Below are 20181 nucleotides of genomic sequence, written 5' to 3' on the forward strand. Positions count from 1 at the left end.
CTCAGTCGCTCTCTCCCCTGCGGTCGTCGGTGCTGACACCGACCTGATCACTGCTGTACTCCCGTCCGGTCTCCTCTGCGTCCGCGGCGCGCCCCCTCCTGGTGCCCGCGCTGAACGCGTCCATCATCCGGCGCGCGTCCTCGGGGGTGCGCTCCCTGGCGCCCGTCCGCTCCTCCGGGTCCGGCTCGGCCGGCGCCCACGCGGGATCGTGCCTGAGCTGGGGTGCCAGGCTGGCCTGGCGTCTGCGCCGGGGCAGTCCGGGTCGGTCGGCACGTGCCCCGACCCTGCCCGGGAGCGTGGGGTCCGGGGCCCGCGGCGTCGTGGGGGTGTCCGCGGTGACGGGGGTGTCCGCGGTGGCAGGGGCGTCCGCAGGGGTGTCGGGGCGGGGCAGGGTGCCGGTGTCGTCGGCCAGGCCGGGGACCTGGCGCAGGACGGGAGCGGAGCGGCGCTCCCCCGCGGATCCGTCCTCGTCCGGCACGGGCACCGGGCGCAGGAGCGCTCGCGCGCCGCGCGGGGTGTCCTCCGGTGCGAGCACGTCACGGGCGCGGCGCACGGGGCGCTCCTCGCGCGGGCCCCGCCGGTCCAGCGCGTCCTGGCAGGCCAGCGCCGCGATCCGGGGGCGCTCGGTTCCCGGCCCTGGCTGGGCGGCGACCAGCGCCGAGGGGATGAGCACCGCCGCGCGCGTCCCCCCGTAGGGCGAGGGGCGCAGCTGGACCTGGATGTCGTGCTTGGCGGCCAGGCGGGCGACGACGAAGAGTCCGAGCTGGGCGTCGGTGCCGGGCACCATCACGTCGAACTCCGGTGCCTCGCTGAGCGTGGTGTTGGCCCTGGCCAGGGCGTCGTCGGCCATGCCGAGCCCGCGGTCCTCGATCTCCACGGCCACACCCTTGGGCACGGTCTCGGTGACGATGGTGACCTCGGTGTGCGGCGGCGAGTAGGCGGTGGCGTTCTCGACCAGCTCCGCCATCATGTGGATGACGTCGGCGACGACCGCTCCGGACAGGGACAGCTCGGGTACCGACACCAGGCGGACCCGGGCGTACTCCTCGGTCTCGGAGATGGCGCCGCGCAGGATGTCGACGATGGGGATGGGGTGGCGCCAGCGGCGGCCGGGCTGGGCTCCGCCGAGGATGATGAGGTTCTCGGCGTGGCGGCGCCCGCGGGTGGCGAGGTGGTCGAGCTGGAAGAGGCTCTCCAACAGGTCGGGGTCCTCCTCCTCGCGCTCCACGCGGTCCAGGAGCTGGATCTGGCGTTGGACGAGCGACTGGTTGCGGTGCGCGATGCCGAGGAAGACGCGGCTGACGCCGGCACGGATGTCGGCCTGTTTGATGGCGGCGCTCACGGCGGTGCGCTGGGCGATGTTGAAGGCGTCGGCGACCTGGCCGACCTCGTCGTCACCGTGGTCGAGCTGCTTCATCTCGGTGTCGAGGTCGACGCTCTCGCCGGCCTCCAGACGGCGCACGATGCGCGGCAGGTCGGTGCGGGCGGTGCCCAGGGTGTCGGCGCGCAGCCGGGCCAGGCGGTAGGTGAGCCGCCCGACCGAGTGCGCCGCCACACCGTAGGCGACGGTGCCGGCGAAGAGCGAGGTGATGCCGCCGCCGAGCGCCAGGGAGAACATCCACGTGCTGGCGGAATCGGTGGCGTCCACGACGGAGGCCGCGCGGTCGGCGGTGATGGCGCTCAGGTCGGCGTTGACCGCGTCGGCCGCCTCCCGCCAGCCGTCGAGTCCGGTGGGCGGCGCGGAGCCGCGCTCGATCTCTCCGGTGACCGGGTCGAGCGTCACCTCGGCCTCGTGGCGGGCCAGGGTGTCGGCCATGGCCAGGGCGTCCTGCCAGGGCGCGCCGCCGGCGAGGGTGAGGGGCGTGGGCCCCTGGTCGGAGGTGTCCTGGTCGCTGCCGTTCTCGCCCGCCGGGCCGGCGCCGTCGACCTCGACGGTCGGCGCCGGGCCGCCGCTGTGGACGGTCTCGACCCGGTGGCGGGCGTCGGCGGTCAGCGCGGCGATCTCGGTCTGGTCGGCGCGGGTGAGCGAGTCCCGGGCCAGGACGGAGGCGACCACGGCGTCGGCATGGCTGAAGCTCTCCTGGGCCCACATCAGGTCGGTGGTGGCGGAGGCCTCCGCCGAGGCGGTCCCGTCGTCGAGGGCGCGCGCGGTCCCCGCGTAGAGCCGGATGCCCTGGTGGATCGCGGTGGTGTAGGCCCCCAGGGCCGCGTCGGGGTCCCCGGGGTCGGCGAGGTTGTCCGCGCGCAGCGCCTCGGCGGCCCGCACGGAGTGGAGGAAGTCGTCGGCCAGGGGGGCGGTGGCGGCGTCGTCCTGGTCACCGAGGTCGTCGGCCAGGGACCGCAGGTCGGCGACGGCGGCGTCGGTGCTCGTGCCCGCCTCGGCCAGCGCGTCACGGCGGTCGTCGTCGGGAGCGGCCAGGTACTCGGCGCCGACCCTGCGCTCCTGTTGGAGCAGCGTGAGGAGTTCGGCGAGTTCGATCCCGGCCCGGCCCTCGCTCAGGGCCGCGCGCAGCGAGACGCCCTGGGCCAGCGTGGCCGCGCTGATGACGACGAACAGCACCAGGAAGGTGATGCTCGGGATCAGCACGATCCGGTTGAGCTGGGCCTTGATGCCGCGCCTGGTACCCCCCGGCTGCGCCATTGCGTTCCTCCCACGGACTGGTCGCGAGCGCCGGTCGCCGTGGCCACACCGCGGACTGTCACGGTACGCACAGGAGAGGCCACGTGGTGCCCGCAGATTCAGGACGCTATCGCACTCCCGGCGCGGGTGCGGCGGGATTGGCGAAATGAGGGCGAGCCCGCCGCGGACATGCCCGACATGGCCGTCGGGGAGGGCGCGGCGCGGGCGTTCGGGCGCCTGTGGTCTCTGGGGAGGGGACGCCGCAGGCGCGCACCCCCGGCGGGTGCGCGCCTGCGGCGAGCCGGTCACGGGCCGGCGAGGGCCGCTACTCGAAGGCCTTGCGGTACTCGGCCGCGCTCGCGCGCAGCCGCTCCAGCTGCTCGGCCACGCGCACCGGGGCGGTGCCGCCGCGACCGGAGCGGGAGGCCAGGGAGCCCTCGACGGTGAGCACCTCGCGCACGGCCGGGGTCAGGTGCGGGGAGATGGCCGCGAAGTCCTCGTCGGCCAGGTCGGGCAGGTCGATGCCGCGCTCCTCGCACACGCGCACGCACGTGCCGGCGATCTCGTGGGCGTCGCGGAAGGGCACGCGCTCGCGGACGAGCCACTCGGCGATGTCGGTGGCCAGGGAGAAGCCCTGCGGCGCCAGCTCGGCCATGCGGTCGGTGTGGAAGGTCAGGGTGGCGACCATCCCGGTCATCGCGGGCAGCAGCAGGTGGAGGCTGTCGACGGCGTCGAAGACCGGTTCCTTGTCCTCCTGCAGGTCGCGGTTGTAGGCGAGCGGGAGGCCCTTGAGCGTGCTCAGCAGGCCGGTGAGGTCGCCGATGAGGCGGCCCGCCTTGCCGCGCGCGAGTTCGGCGACGTCCGGGTTCTTCTTCTGGGGCATGATCGACGAGCCCGTGGAGAAGGCGTCGTCCAGGGTGATGAAGGAGAACTCCTTGGTCGCCCAGAGGATGACCTCCTCCGACAGGCGCGACAGGTCGACGCCGATCATCGCGGTGATGAACGCGAACTCGGCGACCACGTCGCGGGCGGCGGTGCCGTCGATGGAGTTGTCGACCGACTCGGGGAAGCCGAGTTCGGCGGCCACCGCGCGCGGGTCCAGGCCCAGCGAGGACCCGGCCAGCGCGCCCGACCCGTAGGCCGAGACCGCGGCGCGCCGGTCCCAGTCGCGCAGCCGCTCGACGTCGCGCATGATCGGCCACGCGTGCGCCATGAGGTGGTGGGCCAGCAGCACCGGCTGGGCGTGCTGGAGGTGGGTGCGCCCCGGCATGGCCGCGTTCGGGTGCGCCGCGGCCTGGTCGGCGAGCGCGCCGACCAGGCCCAGGAGCTGGTCGGCGATGGCGCGCGCCTCCTCACGCAGGTACATCCGCACCAGGGTGGCGATCTGGTCGTTGCGCGAGCGCCCCGCGCGCAGCCGTCCGCCCAGGTCGGCTCCGACCCGCTCGATGAACCCGCGCTCCAGCGCGGTGTGCACGTCCTCGTCCTCCAGGACGGGGGTGAAGGCCCCTGAGGCGACGTCGGCCTCCAGGCGGTCCAGGCCCTCGATCATGCCGTCGAGTTCGTCGGCGGTGAGCAGCCCGGCCCGGTGCAGGGCCCGGGCGTGGGCGCGCGAGCCGGCGATGTCGTGCCGGGCCAGCCGCCAGTCGAAGTGGGTGCTCAGCGAGAGGCGGGCCAGCGCCTGGTCGGGGCCGCCCTCGAAGCGGCCGCCCCACAGGCGCAGGGCCTGGGGCCGGCCTTCGCCTGACTGGTCGTTGCCGGGCCGGTCGGCCATGGTGGTTCTCCTTCGGTACAGCGGGATGGTGGACGAGGGGGCGCGGGGGGGCGGTCGGTGCGCGCCGCCCGGCGGTCGGGAGCGCGCTACCCGGTGGTGCGCCGGTCGCGCCGGCCGGCGATCCGGCCGGGCATGGCGAACACGTCGATGAATCCGCGGGCGGCGCTCTGGTCGTAGGTGTCGCCGGTGTCGTAGGTGGCCAGGTCGAAGTCGTAGAGCGCGGTCGCGCTGCGGCGGCCGGTGACGACGGCGCGGCCGCCGTGCAGGACCATGCGGATGTCGCCGCTCACGTGCCGGTTGGCCTCGGTGACGAAGCCCTGGAGCGCGTCCTTGAGCGGGGAGAACCACAGGCCGTCGTAGACGAGTTCGCCCCAGCGCTGGTCGACACCGCGCTTGTAGCGGGCCAGTTCGCGCTCGACGGTGACGTTCTCCAGTTCCTGGTGGGCGGTGATGAGGGCGATGGCGCCGGGCGCCTCGTAGACCTCACGGCTCTTGATGCCGACCAGGCGGTCCTCGACCATGTCGATCCGGCCCACGCCCTGGGCGCCGGCCCGGCGGTTCATCTCCTCGATCACCTGGAGCGGGGTGAGTTCGCGGCCGTCGATCGCGGTGGGCACGCCGTCGGCGAAGGTGATGACGAGTTCGTCGGGCTCGCGTACCGCGGCCGGGTCCTGGGTGTAGGCGTACAGGTCCTCGATGGGACCGTTCCAGATGTCCTCCAGGAACCCGGTCTCCACCGCGCGCCCGAAGAGGTTCTGGTCGATGGAGTAGGGCGACTTCTTGCTGACGTCGATCGGCAGGCCCTTGTCCTCGGCGAAGGCGATGGCCCGGTCACGGGTCATGCCGGAGTCGCGCACGGGGGCCAGGACCTTCAGCTCGGGGAAGAGGGCGGCCAGGCCGGCCTCGAAGCGGACCTGGTCGTTGCCCTTGCCGGTGCAGCCGTGGGCGACGAGCGTGGCGCCGTGGTAGCGGGCGGCGTCGGCCAGGTGCTTGACGATGAGCGGGCGCGAGAGCGCCGAGACCAGGGGGTAGCGGTCCATGTAGAGGGCGTTGGCCTGGATGGCGGGGACGCAGTACTCGGCGGCGAACTCGTCGCGGGCGTCGGCGACCACGGCCTCCACGGCACCGCAGTCCAGGGCGCGGCGGCGGACGGCGTCGAGGTCCTCGCCGCCCTGGCCGCAGTCGATGGCCACGGCGACGACCTCGGCGCCGGTCTCCTCGGCGATCCAGCCGATGGCGACGGAGGTGTCGAGTCCTCCGGAGTAGGCGAGGACGACGCGCTCGGACATGGTGTTCCCCCTGGGCTGTGCTGTGCTCGTGGTGCCGGCCGCCGCGACGCGCGGCCCCCTACGGCCTGCGGTCGGCCAGGCGCAGCAGCGCGGCGGCCAGCTCGTCGCCGCCCTGGGGGTCGCGGGCGATCACCATGATGGTGTCGTCGCCCGCGATGGTCCCCAGGATGGCGTGGAAGTCGGTGTGGTCGATGGCCGAGGCCAGGTACTGGGCCGCACCGGGCGGGGTGCGGACGATGACCATATTGGCGGAGGCCTCGGCCGAGACCAGCAGATCCTCGGCCAGCCGGGTGAGTCGCGCCCCGGAGACCTGCTCCAGGTCGAGGCTGTCGGGACGGGTGCGCTGCAGCCGTTCGCCGCCCTCCCCCGGCAGGACGTAGGCCAGGTGGCCCTCGGCGGTACGGAGCTTGACCGCGCCCAGTTCGTCCAGGTCACGGGACAGCGTGGCCTGGGTGACCTGGACGCCGGCCTCGGCCAGGCGTTTGGCCAGCTCGCCCTGGGAGCGCACGTCCTCGCGGGTGAGGACGTCGCTGATCCGGGCGTGTCTGGCCGCCTTGGTCATCGGCGCCGTTCCACCGCTCTCACTCATCATCGTCGCTCGGTCCCGGGGTCGTCGCTGGTCTCCAACAGGAAGGCGAGCAGGGCCTTCTGCGCGTGGCGGCGGTTCTCCGCCTCGTCCCAGACCACGCTCCGCGGGCCGTCGATGACGCCCGCGCTGATCTCCTTGCCCCGGTAGGCGGGCAGGCAGTGCAGGACGACCGCCTCGGGGGCGGCGGCGCCGAGGAGGGCCTCGTCGATGATGTAGGGACGGAAGGGGGCCTCGCGGTCCGCGGCCTCGGCCTCCTGGCCCATGGAGACCCAGGTATCGGTGGCCAGGACGTCCGCGCCGTCGGCGGCCTCGCGGGGGTCGGTGGTCACGCCGACCGATCCGCCGGTCCGCTCGGCGATCTCGGCCGCGCGGGCGAGCACGTCGGGGTCGGGGTGGTAGCCCTCGGGTGCGCCCACCCGCACGTGCAGTCCGGCGGTGGCGCCGCCGAGCAGGTAGGAGTGGGCCATGTTGTTGGCGCCGTCGCCGAGGTAGGCGAGGGCGAGCCCGGCCAGGGTGCCCTTGTGCTCACGGACGGTCTGCAGGTCGGCGAGGATCTGGCAGGGGTGGAACGCGTCGGTGAGCGAGTTGACCACGGGCACGGAGATGTGGTCGGCCAGGGTCTGGATGTCGCTCTGGGCGAAGGTGCGCCAGACCACGGCGGCGACCTGGCGCTCCAGGACGCGGGCGGTGTCGGACAGGGGCTCGCCGCGGCCCATCTGGGTGCTGGAGGAGTCCAGGACCAGGGGGGCGCCGCCGAGGTCGGACACGCCCACGCTGAAGGAGAGCCGGGTGCGGGTGGAGGGCTTGTCGAAGATCAGCGCGACGGTGCGGGGTCCGGCCAGGGGCCGCCGGCCGAAGGGGTCCTTCTTCATGGCGTCGGCGAGGTCGAGCACCCGGGCCTGTTCGGCGGGGCTGAGGTCGTCGTCACGCAGGAAGTGGCGGGTCATGACGTGCTCTCCTTGTTCGCGGCGGCCTCCGCGGCGTCCAGGATGGTGGGCAGGGCCTCGATGAACACCCCGATCTGCTCGGGCGTGATGACCAGGGGCGGGGCGAGTCGCACGGCGGTGGGGGCCACGGCGTTGACGAGGAATCCGCGGACGGCGGCCTGTTCCTGGACGTGCGCGGAGTGGGGTCCGGTCAGCACCAGCGCGCGCCACAGGCCGACGCCGCGCTGGCCCGCCAGGAGGGGGTGGTCGATGCCCTCGATCTGTTCGGCGAGCAGGTCGCCCATGACGGCGGTGTGCGCGAGCAGGCCCTCCTCCTCGATGGTGTCCAGGACGGCCAGCGCGGCGGCGCAGGCGACCGGGTTGCCGCCGAAGGTGGAGCCGTGGTCGCCCTTGTGGAAGGCGTCGGCGTAGCGGCCGAAACCGACGGTGGCGCCGATGGGCAGGCCGCCCCCGAGCCCCTTGGCGAGGGTGAGGACGTCGGGGCGCACTCCCTCGGTCTGGTGGGCGAACCAGTGGCCGGTGCGTCCGATGCCGCTCTGGATCTCGTCCAGGACGAAGGCGGCGCCGGTGTCGTCGCAGATGCGGCGGACCCGCGCGAGGTAGCCCTCGTCGGGGACGACGACCCCGGCCTCTCCCTGGACCGGCTCGGTGAACACGGCGACGCAGTGCTCGTCGACGGCCTCGGCGAGGGCGTCCGCGTCACCGTGGGGGACGAAGCGCACGTCCATGCCGAAGGGGCCGAAGGGTTCGCGGATGGCTTCCTTGCCGGTCAGGGCGAGGGACCCGGAGGTGCGGCCGTGGAAGCCGTGGGTGGCGGCGACGAAGTAGTGCCGGCCGGGGCCCGCGGCGCGCCTGACCAGCTTCAGGGCGGCCTCGTTGGCCTCGGTGCCGGAGTTGGCGAAGAAGACCTTGGCGTCGCCGCCCAGGAGGCCGATGAGGCGTTCGGCGAGCTGGATCTCGCGCTCGTGCACGAAGAGGTTGCTGGTGTGGGTCAGGGTGGCGGCCTGGTGGGCGATCGCCTTGACCAGCGCGGGGTGTCCGTGTCCGAGGCTGGACACCGCGATGCCGGCGATGAGGTCGAGGTACTGGCGGCCGTCGGCGTCGTAGACCTCGCAGCCGCGGCCCAGGGTCAGGGCCACGGGCGGGACGCCGTAGTTGGGCATGAGCGCGGCGGCGAAGCGCTCGCGCAGGTCGCTACTGGTCACTGGGAGCCTCCGGTGGGCGTCTCGTCGTGGTCGGTGGGGCGCCAGGGGCGCGGGTAGTGTCCGTTGCCGGCGAGCAGGGCCGCCTCCAGTTCCTCGTCGGCGACCATGGTGCCGACGCCGCGGTCGGTGAAGACCTCCAGGAGCAGGGAGTGCGGCACACGGCCGTCGATGATGTGCGCCTGGGGGACGCCGCCCTCGACGGCGGCCAGGCAGGCCTCCATCTTGGGCACCATGCCCGACGAGAGCGAGGGCAGCAGGCCGCGCAGCTCCTCGACGTTGAGGCGGCTGATGAGCTCGGTGTTGGCCGGGTAGTCGGCGAACAGGCCCTCGACGTCGGTGAGCATGATGAGCTTGCTGGCGCCCAGGGCGACGGCCAGCGCGGCGGCCGCCGTGTCGGCGTTGACGTTGTACACGCCGCCGTCGTCGGCACGGGCGACGCTGGAGACGACGGGGATGCGGCCGTCGGCGATGAGCGCGGCGACGGCACCGGGGTTGACCTCGGTGACCTCGCCGACCCGGCCGATGTCGAGGTCCTCGCCGTCGACGGTGACGGACTTGCGGCGGGCGTACAGGAGGTTGGCGTCCTCGCCGGACATGCCGACCGCGAACGGCCCGTGCTGGTTGACCAGGCCGACGATCTCCCGGTTGACCTGTCCGGTCAGGACCATGCGGACGATGTCCATGGCCTCGTCGGTGGTCACCCGCAGGCCGGCGGTGAAGGTCGACTCCACTCCGGCGCGGTCGAGCTGGGCGCTGATCTGGGGTCCGCCGCCGTGCACGACGACGGGGCGCAGGCCCGCGTAGTGCAGGAAGACGATGGACTCGGCGAAGCGGACGCGGAGCGCGTCGCTGATCATGGCGTTGCCGCCGTACTTGACCACGACCGTGCGGCCGTGGAAGCGGGACAGCCAGGGCAGCGCCTCGATGAGGTTGGCGGCCTTGTCGATGGCCTGGGCCTGGTCTGCTGAGGGTGTGTCGGAGCGCGCGATCATGAGCCTTCCGCCCGGTCATGGGTGTGTGCTGGGGTCGAGGGGTCGGCGGCGACCTGGGCCGCCAGGTCGGCGCACACGTCGGTGAGCAGGGCGGCGAACCCCTCCTCGTCGGGAACGGTGCCGGCGGCCCCGCTGGCCATGAGCAGCACCGTGTCGTTGGTGGCGCCCAGCGGCGCGAAGGCCTTGGCGACGGCCTGGGACAGCAGGCGCAGGCACTGCGGGCCGGTGAGGTCGGCGTCGGTGGTCAGGACGGCCAGGACGCTGGAGACCGAGGGGTCGGGGCCCTTGGCCATGGCGCCGATCGTGTAGCCGTCGCCGCGCCGGAAGACGATCTTGGCGACGGTGTCGGTGGTGCGCAGGGCGTCGGCGGCGGCCAGCCCCCCGCCGCGGGAGGCCTCGGCCACGGCCGCGGCCGTGCCCTGGCGCAAAGCGTCCAGGGGCGGGCGCGTCCCGGCGTCTCCGCAGGCGCACACGAGGACCTCGGCGGCGGAGTCGTCGAGTTCGCCCGCGGCGTGCTCGGCCTGGGCGTGGACGTCCTGGAAGCCGAGGGGGCCGGTGGCGGCGTTGGCTCCGCCGGAGGACAGGACGGCGGCGCGCACCCGGTGGCCCGAGGCGACCTGGCGCGACCACAGGACCGGCGCGGCGGAGTCGTCGGGGGTGAACACCGCGGCGGCGGCCCGGGAGGGGCCGTCGTTGATGACGACGGCGACGTCCCGGGCCCCGTCGGCCCTGGTTCCCGCGGCGACGCCCGCGGCTCTGAAGCCGCGGGGTGCGGTGACACTCACGGTGATGCCTTTCTTGGCTGTGCCTCTCGGGCGCCTCGGGCGGGCGCCCCGAGTACGGGTGCCCTCGCTCAGGGGGCGACCGCGGCGAGCGGCAGTCCGGTCTCCTCGGGCAGGCCGAGGGCGATGTTGGTGCTCTGCACGGCGCCGCCCGCGGTGCCCTTGGTGAGGTTGTCCAGGGCGGCGACGACGACCATGCGTCCGGCGTCGGCGTCCACGGTGACCTGGAGGAGGGTGGTGTTGGCGGCCAGCGTCATGGCGGTGCTGGGCCAGGTGCCCTCGGGGAGCAGGTGGGTGAAGGGCTCGTCGGCGTAGGCCGTCTCGTAGGCGGCCCGGACCTGGGCGGCGGTGACCCCGGCTCTGAGGGGGGCGGTGCAGGTGGCGAGGATCCCGCGCGGCAGGGGCGCCAGCACGGGGGTGAAGGACAGCTTGACCGGCTCGCCCGTGACGGAGGTGAGGTTCTGCACGATCTCGGGGTTGTGCCGGTGGGTGCCGCCGACCCCGTAGGGGCTCAGGGCTCCCATGACCTCGCTGCCGATGAGGTTGGGCTTGGCCGCCTTGCCCGCGCCGGAGGTTCCGGTGACGGCGACGACGGTGAGGTCGGGCTCGACGAGCTGCTCGGCCAGGCCGGGGAAGAGCGCGAGGGTGGCCACGGTGACGTGGCAGCCGGGGACGGCGACGCGGCGGGCTCCGGCGAGTCGGTCGCGCTGTCCGGGCAGCTCGGGCAGACCATAGGGCCAGGTGCCGGCGTGGGGGGTGCCGTAGAACCGTTCCCAGGCGGAGGCGTCGTTGAGCCGGAAGTCGGCTCCGCAGTCCACGACGAGGACGTCGTCGCCGAGCCGCTGGGCGATGTCGGCGGACTGGCCGTGCGGGAGCGCGAGGTAGACGACGTCGTGGCCGCGCAGTTCCTCGACGGTGGTGGGCGCCAGGACGCGGTCGGCGAGCGGCAGCAGGTGCGGCTGGTGCTGGATCAGCGGGGTGCCGGCGTTGCTTCCGGCGGTGAGGGCGCCGATCTCGATCTCGGGGTGGCCGAGCAGCAGGCGCAGCAGCTCGCCTCCCGCGTAGCCGCTGGCTCCGGCGATCGCCGCGCTGTATCCCATGGTGCCGCTCCCCCTCCTGAATCCTGACTGGACTATCATGCATGCCTCTGCAAGTTTATGCAAGCAGATGACCCGGCCCCGTAGGACCATCCCGAGTTCTCGGCAGTGACCGGGGCCTCCCACCTGGCCAGACTTCGTTCCAGAAGCGCGCTTCGCTTCCCATCCCCTGGAACGGAACGGAGCACAGGACATGGACCCGGACGAGTAGATCCGCATCGCCGACGCCGTGCCCCGGTTTCCCGGGGCACGGCCGCGGCCCTCGGCGCGCCCACTCGGCCTCCGCAAACCCGAATCGGGTGTTTCGCACCCGAAATGACGAAAAGACCAACTCGGTCTCCGCTCGGCACTTCCATGAGGATCGGCCGGAGGACTTTCTGTGGTTGGCAGGAATTTGTCACTATTCGGGGCCACACCCCTTGGTACGCTTCCAGCCCCAATATCCGGGATCCGCACCCGACCCCACCGTCGTGCACGCCCCAACCACATAGAACCCCCACCCCGCTCGCACGGCGGCGGCGTGCGCTGCCCGAACCCCGAGCGGGTCGGCCTGTCCCGAGAAATCGGAATGGACCGGCCGACACAGCCATCTCAGACTCAGAAGAGCCGGAACACCTCCGATCTGAGGGGGAATTCGGTTTCAGGCGACCGATGTCGCCATCTCAGACACTCGACGACGCAAAAGGACAATCGATGTCATTCCTGGTTTTCCTGCTGGGACTACTCGCCCTTCTCTTCATCCTCGGCTTCCTCAGCGTCCGGTACGAGAAGAGCGTCCACCCCGTGAAGCTGACCGGCCCTCTGGCCGCTCCCTCCGAGTGGCTGCCCGAGGCCATGGATAGGGCCGCGCGCGGCGGCATCATCGGCTGGGCCCCGCACATCGAGGCCGTCTTGGACCCCGACGGCGAGGTCGTGGGCCTGCGCTGCGAACTGCGCAGCACCGAGGGCGACACGATCCTGGTCGACGTCCCCGCCTTCCCCGCCGGCGACTACACCGACTCCCCTATGGTGGCCGAGATCGTCATCGGCTCCTACACGGTCTCCTCAGTCAGGGGCGCCGAGTGGTTCGGCACGCCCGCCGCCCACGTCACCCGCCGCTGGAGGCGCGTGCGCCGCGTGCTCAAGCGGCACGCCCGCCGCAGCATCCAGGCCGGCTGACATCTGGAACCGGGACGACCACCATGACGACACCACCCGAGAACGACACCGCGTCCGTCGACTACTACGCCCTGTTCGAGGTCGCGCCCGACGCCGACACCGCCACCCTGAGCGCGGCCATCGACGCCTTCACGCTCAAGTGGCAGAAGTTCGTCGGGTCGCGCAAGAAGGAACTCAAGCGACGGGCCGAGGACAACCTGGAGCTGGCCTCCGAGGGCAAGCGCGTCCTACTCGACCCCGCGAGCCGCGCGGCCTACGACGAGCAACGCACGCGGCGCCCCGTCCCCGAGACCGCCGGGAACGGCACCTCGGAGACCGCCCCCTCCGCCCCGGGACAGGAGACCATGGCCCGGGCCATGGACGCCTTCCGCAACGAGGACTACAAGGCGGCCCGGTTCTTCGCCACCCGGGCCGTGGAGCAGGACCCCGACCTTGCCCGGGGGTGGTACACGCTGTTCACCTCCTGCGTCCTGCTCGACGACGCCGACGGAGCCGAGGTCGCCGGGACCAACGCCGCGCGCTTGGAGCCGGACAACCCCGAGTGGCTCGCCACGGTCGGTGGCTTCCTCGCCGACCACGGCCACGAGGAGCGCGGCGTCGGCATGATGATCAAGGGAGCCGAACTCGATCCCACCCCCTACGCCGGGCTGGTCCTGGCCGAGCACCAGAAGCTGAGCGGTTCCCCGGCTACGGCGGCACGGACCCTGCGCCTGCTGCGCCAACGCCACCCCGACAACCGCGATGTCAAGGACGAACTCGTGCTGGCCCTGGTGGATCAAGGCGAGACCGTGCCCGATATCCAGGGGGCGACCTTCTACCTCATCACCGCGACCGAGGAACTCCTGCGGATGCGCGGGCTGGCCCAGGAGGCCCGCAGGTTCGGGCCCAGGAAGCGCGAGGCCCGTGAGGCACTTCATCGGTTGGAGTCCAACCTCGAGGCAGCCGAGGAGCAGACGTTCACGTTCCGCCTGTTCGAGAGCGACCAGGCCTCGACGTTCGTGTGGTGGGCCACTCCGATCCTGCTGGTCATCGGGTTTCTGTTCGCCGTCAACGGCTACGGGATCGGCATCGTCGCCCTGCTCTTGGGCGCCGCCGGAGTCTGGACCATCTGGGCCCGCTGCCGTCCCGCGCGCTGGGAGCTGAACAGCCGCATGAGGTACGAGCGGGCCGACCAGTTGCGGCTCTCCGAACAGCTCCGGTCCCAGGGCTTTTGAGCAGCGCGCACACCACCCACCAACAGGAAGGGAAACTCCGAACCGTGTCCCGACAGAACGGACCCATCGTCGGCATCGACCTGGGCACCACCAACACGGTGGTGGCCGTCATGGACGAAACCGGCAGGCCCGAGGTCCTGCGCAACAGCGATGGCACCAACACCACGCCCTCGGTCGTCTACCTGTCCGGTGGCGAGGCCGTCGTGGGTACCCCCGCGCGGCACCAGCGGCTGGTGTCCGACACCGACGTCGTCGAGCGGATCAAGCCCCACATGGGCGAGTCGGGGTGGCAGCAGCTGACCAGTGACGGCCAGCGCTACACCGCCGAACAGCTCTCCGCGTTCATTGTGCGCAAGGTGTGCGAGGACGCCGCCCTCGTCCTCGGAAAGCCGGTCGAGGCCGCGGTGATCACCGTGCCCGCCTACTTCGACGAGGCCCGCCGACAGGCCACCCGGGACGCGGGCAGGATCGCCGGCCTGAAGGTGGAACGGATCATCAGCGAGCCCACCGCCGCCGCCCTCGCCTACGGGCTGCGTGACGGCGACGCGGGCAACGTCCTCGTCTACGATCTGGGCGGCGGCACCTTCGACGTGACGGTACTGCGCATCAGCGACGGCGACTTCGATGTCATCGCCACGGCCGGGGACGCCCAGCTCGGCGGCGCGGACTTCGACGATCGCCTGGAGACCTGGGCCAACACCCGGATCGTGAAGCAGGGCGGCACCGACGTGGACGACAGCACCGACCCGGGAGCGCGCGGACGCCTGCGAGAGCAGTGCGAGAACGCCAAGCACCGGCTGAGCACCGCTGAGAACGCTTCGGTCTTCACCGAGGTCGGAGAGCTCAAGATCACCCGGGCCGAGTTCGACGAACTCATCGACGACCTGCTCCAGCGGACGCGCACCCTGACCCAGGACGCGTTGCGCACCGCCGAGGCCAAGGCCGGGATCACCGCGGCCGCGTTGGACGAGGTCCTGCTCGTGGGCGGGTCCACCCGGATCCCCGCGGTCAAGGACCTGGTCGCCGACATCACCGGTGTGTCCCCCAACCAGCGGCTGCACCCCGACGAGGCGGTGGCCCTGGGCGCCGCGGTCCAGGCGGAGCTGATCGAGGCCGACCAGTCCGACCGACCCTCGGCCGTCGGCGACCGCACCATCAGCGACGTCACGGCGCACGGACTGGGGGTGGTCTCCCTCGACACCGTGACCAACCGCGACGTCAACAGCGTGATCATCCCGGCGGGAAGCAAGGTCCCCGCGCAGCACGACCAGGTCTTCTACACCGTGGTCGAGGACCAGGAGATCGTCATGCTCAAGGTGACGGTCGGTGACGACACCGACCCCGACCTGGTCGACATCATCACGAAGGACCTCCGGGGCGTGGAGCTGACGATGCCGCCTGCCCCCTTCCCCAAGGAGTCTCCACTGCGAGTCACCATCTCCTACGACATCGACGCGATCGTGCACGTGGAGGTCACCAACGAGCGCACCGGCCGCTCTCTCGGCGACATCGAGATCGAACGGGCCAACAACCTCTCCGGCGCCGAGGTCGACGCACTCACCACGGACATGGAAGGACGGATCGTCCGTTGAGCGAGCACACCGACGCCCCTGGGCAGAGCCGGGAACAGGACGGCGTCGCGCCGTCGGAATCGGAGGTCTCCCGCCAGTTGGCCCAGCTCACCGACCTTTTCACCCGGCGCCTGAAGGACGACCGGGACAAGCGGGCCCTCATCGAGGACCTGAAGGACCGGCTGCGCACGGCCGAGAACGGCGCGGTCCTGGACCAGATCGCCCCCTTCGTGACGGGTACCATCCGCGTCGTCGACCGGCTCGACGCCCACATCATCGAACGGGCGCACCGGGAGGACCCCGGCGGACCGACGGACCCGAACCTGGAGTTCCTGCGGTCGGTACGCCTGGAACTGCTCGACCTGCTGGCCCAGCACCAAGTGGAACAGATCGACGTCCAGGTCCTCTTCGACCCCCGCGTGCACGAGGTCGTGGAAATGCGGGGCGACCACCGCGACGGTCGCGACATCCGGATCCTGGCCCTTGTACGGCGCGGGTTCCACCACCCCTCACGGCTGCTCCGCCCGGCGCAGGTCGTCACCGAGGAGGTCGCCGCCCCCGAGAGGCGGTCCCCGGACAGGGCGCCGTGGTGAACGCGCCCCAGGGCACGGTCGCGCGCCTGCCACCACTGTCTCCCCTGACCGGCGACGATCCCGAAGCACTGGGCGGCCACGTCCTGCTCGGGCGGATCGGCAGCGGAGGTATGGGCGTGGTGTTCCTGGCCCGCCCTGCGGAGGGGGCGCTCCTGGCGGTGAAGGTGGCCAACACCTCCTACGCCCAGGACCCGGAGTTCCGGGCCCGGTTCGCACGGGAGGTGGCGCTCGCCCAGCGGGTCAGGGCCGCCTGTACCCCGGCCATCCGCGCCGTCGGGCTCAACGACGAACGCCCCTGGATGGCGATGGAGTACGTGCCCGGTCCCACCTTGTCCGCGCACGTGCGCGCCTCGGGAACGTTGGAGGGCGCCCGTCTGCTGTCCTTCGCTCTGGGCACGGCCGAAGCCCTGGTGGCCATCCACCGGGCCGGAGTGGTGCATCGCGACCTCAAACCGGGCAACGTCGTCTTGGGGCCCCGAGGGCCGAGCGTGCTGGACTTCGGTATTGCGCGGGCGCTGGACGTCGCCTCCCGTACCCGCGCGGTCCACGGCACCCCGGGGTACGTGGCCCCCGAACGGATGCGCGGCCAGGAAGGGCCCTGGGTCGACGTGTTCTCCTGGGGAGCGGTGACGGCCTTCGCCGCGACCGGGCGTCCCCCGTTCGGCACCGGGGAACCAGTGGTCCGCGTACAGCGGGCCGCGCGGGGTGAGGCGGACCTGGACGGCCTGGCGCCCCCGCTCCTGCCCCTGGTCCGGGCGTCACTCTCGCCCGACTTCGGGTCCAGGCCCACCTCCGAAGAACTGTTCGAGGCCCTGATGGGGGTGTTGGACGAGGACTCGGCGACCGTGGGCAGGGACGAGCGGGAACGCACCGACCGGGTCCTGACCCGGACCTGGCGGTCGGTGGACGCACCGCGCTCCACGGCCTCCTCCCGAACAAGGAGTGAGCGGTCCGCTGATCGGCCCAGGAAGCGGGCGGGGCCGAGCCGCCGCCCCCGCCGCACAGCGCGGGAAGGCGGTGGTGTCACCTTCGCCGGGCGGGTGTTCACCGATCCCGCGCACCTGGTCCACGCGCTGTCCGCGAACCACCGGAGCGCCGGTACCTGGCTCCGGGCCGGAGGCGCCCAGACCTTACGGCGCTGGCCGCCCCTGCGCGAGAACGCCCGGGTCAGGGCGGTTCTCCACGGCGTCTCGCGTCGGAGCGCCGATCCGCAGTGGGCCCTCACCGCGCTGTCGGTGTGCCTATGTCCGAACGAGGCCCCGCTGTATCGCGGGGTCGCCATCGACGCCGACGGCCTGGCCGCCCTGGCCAGGGCCGGAGAACGCGGCGCCGACCGCTCGGTGCTGACCGAGGCCTTCGACCGGGGAGTGGTCGGACTGGCCGCCTCGGCCGGTGACGCGCGGACCCGGCGGCTGGCCGACCGGGTGCCAGGCCTGGTCGAGGAGGCACTTGGTCTGGTTCGGTCGGTCTGTGAGAGGGTCGACCGCGACCGTGAGCTGCGGGTGTGGGAACTGGCGGTACTGGTGGTCCTCGGAGAGGATCCGCCGCCGGAGGACGGTCCACGCCTGCGGTGGCGGCCTGGAGCACTGCGCCTGTGGCGCCGGGCCGCCACGGACTCCGCCGCCCGCATCGTCCTGGCGGTCTGCGCACCGGGGAGCCGCCCTCCCCTGGCGGGCAGGGGCGAACGTGCGGGTCGCACGGGGAGCGACCAACCCGAACCCCAAAGCGGCCTCGGCTCCCCAAGGGCACCGTCCCGCCTACGCCCGGCTGTGCGCGCCTGGCGCCAGACCTTACTCGCCTCGGCGATGATGCCGTCGCTGCCGCTTCTGGCACTGTCGATGGGCATGGTGATGCGTCCCTTCGCGGTCCCCTACCGGCCCGCGGAGGCGACCGAGACCGGGATGCGCCTGGGTGCGGAGGCCGCCGGGCGGGCGGGCGACCTGTGTCTGCCGGTCCTGGCCCTGGCGGTGGTGGTCTCCCTGATACGGCCCGAGCACGTGCGCGCCTGGATCACGGGTGCGTCCCTCCTGGCCGCGGTGGCGGCCCTGCCCGCGCTGCCCCTGCCCGGGCTGTGGGCCCCCGCCGCGCTCCGCGACGCGCTCACAGCCATCGGCCAGAGCTGGGGCGGGTGGGTGCAGTGGGGTGGACTGCTCATGGGCGGTGCCTGCACCGCCCTGGTGGCGGTCTTCGTCCTGGCCGGTCCGCCCGCCTCGTTCCCGTTACTGAGTAGGAAGCTCCCGCCCCTCCAAGGGCGGGGGTCCGCGACAACCGAAGGAGAAGAACATGAAGTGTGAGAAGTGCTTCCGACACCTGCACACCTGTCAGGCCTGCAACGGGCGCCCGGGCCAGTCGATCCTGGGCGACCCGCTCACGTGCTCCAAGTGCCACGAGGGACTCGTGTGCTCCAACCACGGCAAGCACTGGAAGCGCTGAGGAACCGTTGAACGACGAGCGACCCGAGCCCGTGCGCGTCACCGCGCCGGACGGAGCCGAGCGCGCCCTGCGGCCGGGGGCCTCCCTGGTCTTCGGCCGCAGCCGCCACGCCGATCTGGTGGTGCGCGGGGGGCCCGGCCTGTCCCGCCTGTGCGGGCAGGTCCGCGCCGCGGAGGACGGCGCGCGCATCAGCAACCTCAGCCGGAGCCACAGCCTCGTGGCGGTCGTACGCGGGCAGGTGACCACGCTGCCGCCCGTGGACGGGGGCGGCAGCGGGGTGCTGGTCGTGACCCATGGCGAGGCGATGGTGGGGTCCCCCTTCATGCACGGGCGCGACCTGATGGTCCGCGTGTCCGTCAGCACCTCGCCCACCGCCCCGGAGGACCTGCCCGGGATCGAGGAGGACACCGAGACCGGCTCCGAACTGAGCCTGGACCCGCTCACGAAGGAGTTCGTCACCGCCCTCATGCTGTGTCAGGGCTGGCTGCTGGCCCCCTCCCGTACCGAGGCGCTTCCCACGTCGGAGACCGTGGCCCGAATGGCGCTGGCCGCCACCCACACGTGGGACCAGTTGACCCTCTTCGACCGAGGGCGGGCAGACGTGCGGATCCGGGTGACCCGGAGGGTCGAGGACCACCTGCGCCACCTGAAGTCCAAGGTGGGCGACGTCCTACCGAAGGGCACCCGGGTGACGAGGGAGTCGTTGGCCCATCACCTGGTGACGCTCCAGGCCCTGACACCCGCGCATCTGGACCTGCTGGAGGACGAGGACTGGTTAGCCGCGCAGGCGGAACTGTGGTGGGACGCGTGAGGGGCGTTCAATCCCATCTGAGGCCGTAGGCAAGTCCGGGGCGGAGTCCGGTGAACTCGGCCTGGTAGGCGCTACGGTCCACGGGTTCCAGGAACTCGCGGGTCAGGTCCTCGACGACGCCGTGCGGGACGCCCGGCACCACCCACACGGCGCGGGGGCGCTCGCTACCGAAGGCGACATCGAGCCGGAAGTGGTCACAGCGGCGCAGGGGGCGGAACACGTACTGCGGACGCATGGGCTGTCCCTGGGGGACGCTGACCCGAACGGCGAAGACGTGCCTCTGTCCCGCGCGCAGGGCCTGGGCGAACCGGATGTGGTGCCGGAAATAGGTCTCGGTCACGCGTTCGCAGGACACGGACTCAGCTCCGTGCAGCAGGTCCAGTCCCACGTCGTGCGGGGTGCCGCGTTCAGTGCCGTGTCTCGGGACCTGCGCCGAGACCACGACCTGGTCGAGGTCGTCCACGGCCGCGATGATCTCGCGTTCCTCGACGGCCGTGGCACCCTCGGCGCCCAGTGACAGGCGTGTGCGCAGGGCGGCCAGCCGCCAGTCGGGGGGACCGAACTCCGGACGGTCCCGCGGCCGCTCGGGAGCGGAGTGCGCCGCCACCCGTTCGATCGCCTGGTCCATGCGTCTGCGCGCGGTGCGCGGGGAGATGTGGAGTTCCTGGGCGACCCACTCCAGTCGGCGTTCCAGGACGGGGGCGCGGACGTCGGGGTGCACGCCCATTCCGGCGAGGAAGGCCAGGCACAGATCGTCGGGCAGTTCGCGGAGCAGGTCTCTCAGGGCCACGGTGACCAGCCGGCGGACCTCGTCGGCGGGTTCACCGCCGACCAGGCCGGCGAGTTCGCGCAGGGCCGGTCCCACCAGGTCCGCGGGTTCGTCCGCGTCCAGCCCTCGGCGAGCGCGCAACTGTCTGAGCTCCCGTGCCAACCCGTCCACACACGCTCCCGGGGGGTGATGTCAACGATCGTCGCGGTGGTGGGAACTCGGCGGGCTGTGCTCCCACATCGGGATTCTCTCACGGGCCGGGCCGGCGCATGCTGGGATTCGCACGGTCTCCGCGCTTGAGACTCACTCGGCCACCCCTGGCGGAGGCGGTCACCAGTGC

At 72.5% G+C, this 20181-nt stretch carries 17 protein-coding genes; 7 read left to right on the forward strand and 10 right to left on the reverse strand.

The annotated features are described in order from the left end of the window. Nucleotide 1: 1 nt before the first annotated feature. From DFP74_RS00080 to argC, 9 genes are all read right to left on the reverse strand, one after another. A complete protein-coding gene (locus tag DFP74_RS00080) occupies nucleotides 2-2641 on the reverse strand; it encodes a nitrate- and nitrite sensing domain-containing protein (RefSeq protein WP_121179819.1) in 2640 nt (879 codons plus the stop codon). 304 nt (nucleotides 2642-2945) lie between these two features. Further along, nucleotides 2946-4391, reverse strand: coding sequence for an argininosuccinate lyase (gene argH / locus DFP74_RS00085; RefSeq protein ID WP_121179820.1), 1446 nt, complete (start codon nucleotides 4389-4391; stop codon nucleotides 2946-2948). A gap of 86 nt (nucleotides 4392-4477) precedes the next feature. Further along, a complete protein-coding gene (locus DFP74_RS00090) occupies nucleotides 4478-5680 on the reverse strand; it encodes an argininosuccinate synthase (RefSeq protein WP_121179821.1) in 1203 nt (400 codons plus the stop codon). A 58-nt stretch (nucleotides 5681-5738) separates the two neighbouring features. Beyond that, nucleotides 5739-6272, reverse strand: coding sequence for an arginine repressor (locus DFP74_RS00095; protein WP_053618953.1), 534 nt, complete (start codon nucleotides 6270-6272; stop codon nucleotides 5739-5741). Continuing rightward, nucleotides 6269-7216: an ornithine carbamoyltransferase gene (argF, locus tag DFP74_RS00100; protein WP_121179822.1), complete on the reverse strand. Its 948-nt coding sequence runs from the start codon at nucleotides 7214-7216 to the stop codon at nucleotides 6269-6271. The genes DFP74_RS00095 and argF overlap by 4 nt, the downstream gene beginning before the upstream one ends. Continuing rightward, nucleotides 7213-8421: an acetylornithine transaminase gene (locus DFP74_RS00105; RefSeq protein ID WP_121179823.1), complete on the reverse strand. Its 1209-nt coding sequence runs from the start codon at nucleotides 8419-8421 to the stop codon at nucleotides 7213-7215. The genes argF and DFP74_RS00105 overlap by 4 nt, the downstream gene beginning before the upstream one ends. Then, entirely contained in the window at nucleotides 8418-9413 is a 996-nt protein-coding gene (gene argB / locus DFP74_RS00110) for an acetylglutamate kinase (protein ID WP_121179824.1), read from the reverse strand. Before argB ends, DFP74_RS00105 begins: the two co-directional genes overlap by 4 nt. Beyond that, nucleotides 9410-10198 (reverse strand): bifunctional ornithine acetyltransferase/N-acetylglutamate synthase, encoded by a 789-nt coding sequence (locus tag DFP74_RS00115; protein WP_121179825.1) that lies wholly within the window; start codon nucleotides 10196-10198, stop codon nucleotides 9410-9412. Before DFP74_RS00115 ends, argB begins: the two co-directional genes overlap by 4 nt. 68 nt (nucleotides 10199-10266) lie before the next feature. After that, nucleotides 10267-11295, reverse strand: coding sequence for an N-acetyl-gamma-glutamyl-phosphate reductase (gene argC, locus DFP74_RS00120; RefSeq protein ID WP_121179826.1), 1029 nt, complete (start codon nucleotides 11293-11295; stop codon nucleotides 10267-10269). Between the two features lie 690 nt (nucleotides 11296-11985). On the opposite strand from argC, the gene DFP74_RS00125 reads away from it, so the two are divergent. From DFP74_RS00125 to DFP74_RS00150, 7 genes are read left to right on the forward strand one after another with little or no spacing between them, the layout of a single operon-like run. Beyond that, a complete protein-coding gene (locus tag DFP74_RS00125) occupies nucleotides 11986-12450 on the forward strand; it encodes a hypothetical protein (protein ID WP_121179827.1) in 465 nt (154 codons plus the stop codon). Between the two features lie 23 nt (nucleotides 12451-12473). Further along, the gene (locus DFP74_RS00130; protein WP_121179828.1) at nucleotides 12474-13664 is read left to right on the forward strand and encodes a hypothetical protein; all 1191 of its coding nucleotides are present in this window, start codon (nucleotides 12474-12476) and stop codon (nucleotides 13662-13664) included. A gap of 44 nt (nucleotides 13665-13708) precedes the next feature. Then, on the forward strand, nucleotides 13709-15256 hold the full coding sequence (locus tag DFP74_RS00135; protein WP_121179829.1) for an Hsp70 family protein: 1548 nt from the start codon (nucleotides 13709-13711) through the stop codon (nucleotides 15254-15256). Further along, on the forward strand, nucleotides 15253-15828 hold the full coding sequence (locus tag DFP74_RS00140; RefSeq protein WP_121179830.1) for a nucleotide exchange factor GrpE: 576 nt from the start codon (nucleotides 15253-15255) through the stop codon (nucleotides 15826-15828). The genes DFP74_RS00135 and DFP74_RS00140 overlap by 4 nt, the downstream gene beginning before the upstream one ends. Further along, nucleotides 15825-18122, forward strand: coding sequence for a serine/threonine-protein kinase (locus DFP74_RS00145; RefSeq protein ID WP_147453791.1), 2298 nt, complete (start codon nucleotides 15825-15827; stop codon nucleotides 18120-18122). The genes DFP74_RS00140 and DFP74_RS00145 overlap by 4 nt, the downstream gene beginning before the upstream one ends. Continuing rightward, nucleotides 18112-18261, forward strand: a complete 150-nt coding sequence (locus DFP74_RS33395; RefSeq protein WP_158612947.1) for a hypothetical protein — start codon at nucleotides 18112-18114, stop codon at nucleotides 18259-18261. Before DFP74_RS00145 ends, DFP74_RS33395 begins: the two co-directional genes overlap by 11 nt. Nucleotides 18262-18268: 7 nt before the next feature. Beyond that, a complete protein-coding gene (locus tag DFP74_RS00150; protein ID WP_121179832.1) occupies nucleotides 18269-19072 on the forward strand; it encodes a hypothetical protein in 804 nt (267 codons plus the stop codon). 7 nt (nucleotides 19073-19079) lie between these two features. Here DFP74_RS00150 and DFP74_RS00155 read toward each other — a convergent pair whose 3' ends face one another. Beyond that, on the reverse strand, nucleotides 19080-19982 hold the full coding sequence (locus DFP74_RS00155; protein WP_121179833.1) for a hypothetical protein: 903 nt from the start codon (nucleotides 19980-19982) through the stop codon (nucleotides 19080-19082). Between the last annotated feature and the right edge of the window lie 199 nt (nucleotides 19983-20181).

The sequence above is a fragment of the Nocardiopsis sp. Huas11 genome (assembly GCF_003634495.1).
GTDB lineage: Bacteria > Actinomycetota > Actinomycetes > Streptosporangiales > Streptosporangiaceae > Nocardiopsis.

Bases quoted from the DNA above. Each gene is read 5' to 3' on its own strand.
- DFP74_RS00080 (WP_121179819.1), bottom strand. From the start codon at position 2,641: ATGGCGCAGCCGGGGGGTACCAGGCGCGGCATCAAGGCCCAGCTCAAC.
- argH (WP_121179820.1), bottom strand. From the start codon at position 4,391: ATGGCCGACCGGCCCGGCAACGACCAGTCAGGCGAAGGCCGGCCCCAG.
- DFP74_RS00090 (WP_121179821.1), bottom strand. From the start codon at position 5,680: ATGTCCGAGCGCGTCGTCCTCGCCTACTCCGGAGGACTCGACACCTCC.
- DFP74_RS00095 (WP_053618953.1), bottom strand. From the start codon at position 6,272: ATGATGAGTGAGAGCGGTGGAACGGCGCCGATGACCAAGGCGGCCAGA.
- argF (WP_121179822.1), bottom strand. From the start codon at position 7,216: ATGACCCGCCACTTCCTGCGTGACGACGACCTCAGCCCCGCCGAACAG.
- argB (WP_121179824.1), bottom strand. From the start codon at position 9,413: ATGATCGCGCGCTCCGACACACCCTCAGCAGACCAGGCCCAGGCCATC.
- argC (WP_121179826.1), bottom strand. From the start codon at position 11,295: ATGGGATACAGCGCGGCGATCGCCGGAGCCAGCGGCTACGCGGGAGGC.
- DFP74_RS00125 (WP_121179827.1), top strand. From the start codon at position 11,986: ATGTCATTCCTGGTTTTCCTGCTGGGACTACTCGCCCTTCTCTTCATC.
- DFP74_RS00130 (WP_121179828.1), top strand. From the start codon at position 12,474: ATGACGACACCACCCGAGAACGACACCGCGTCCGTCGACTACTACGCC.
- DFP74_RS33395 (WP_158612947.1), top strand. From the start codon at position 18,112: ATGAAGTGTGAGAAGTGCTTCCGACACCTGCACACCTGTCAGGCCTGC.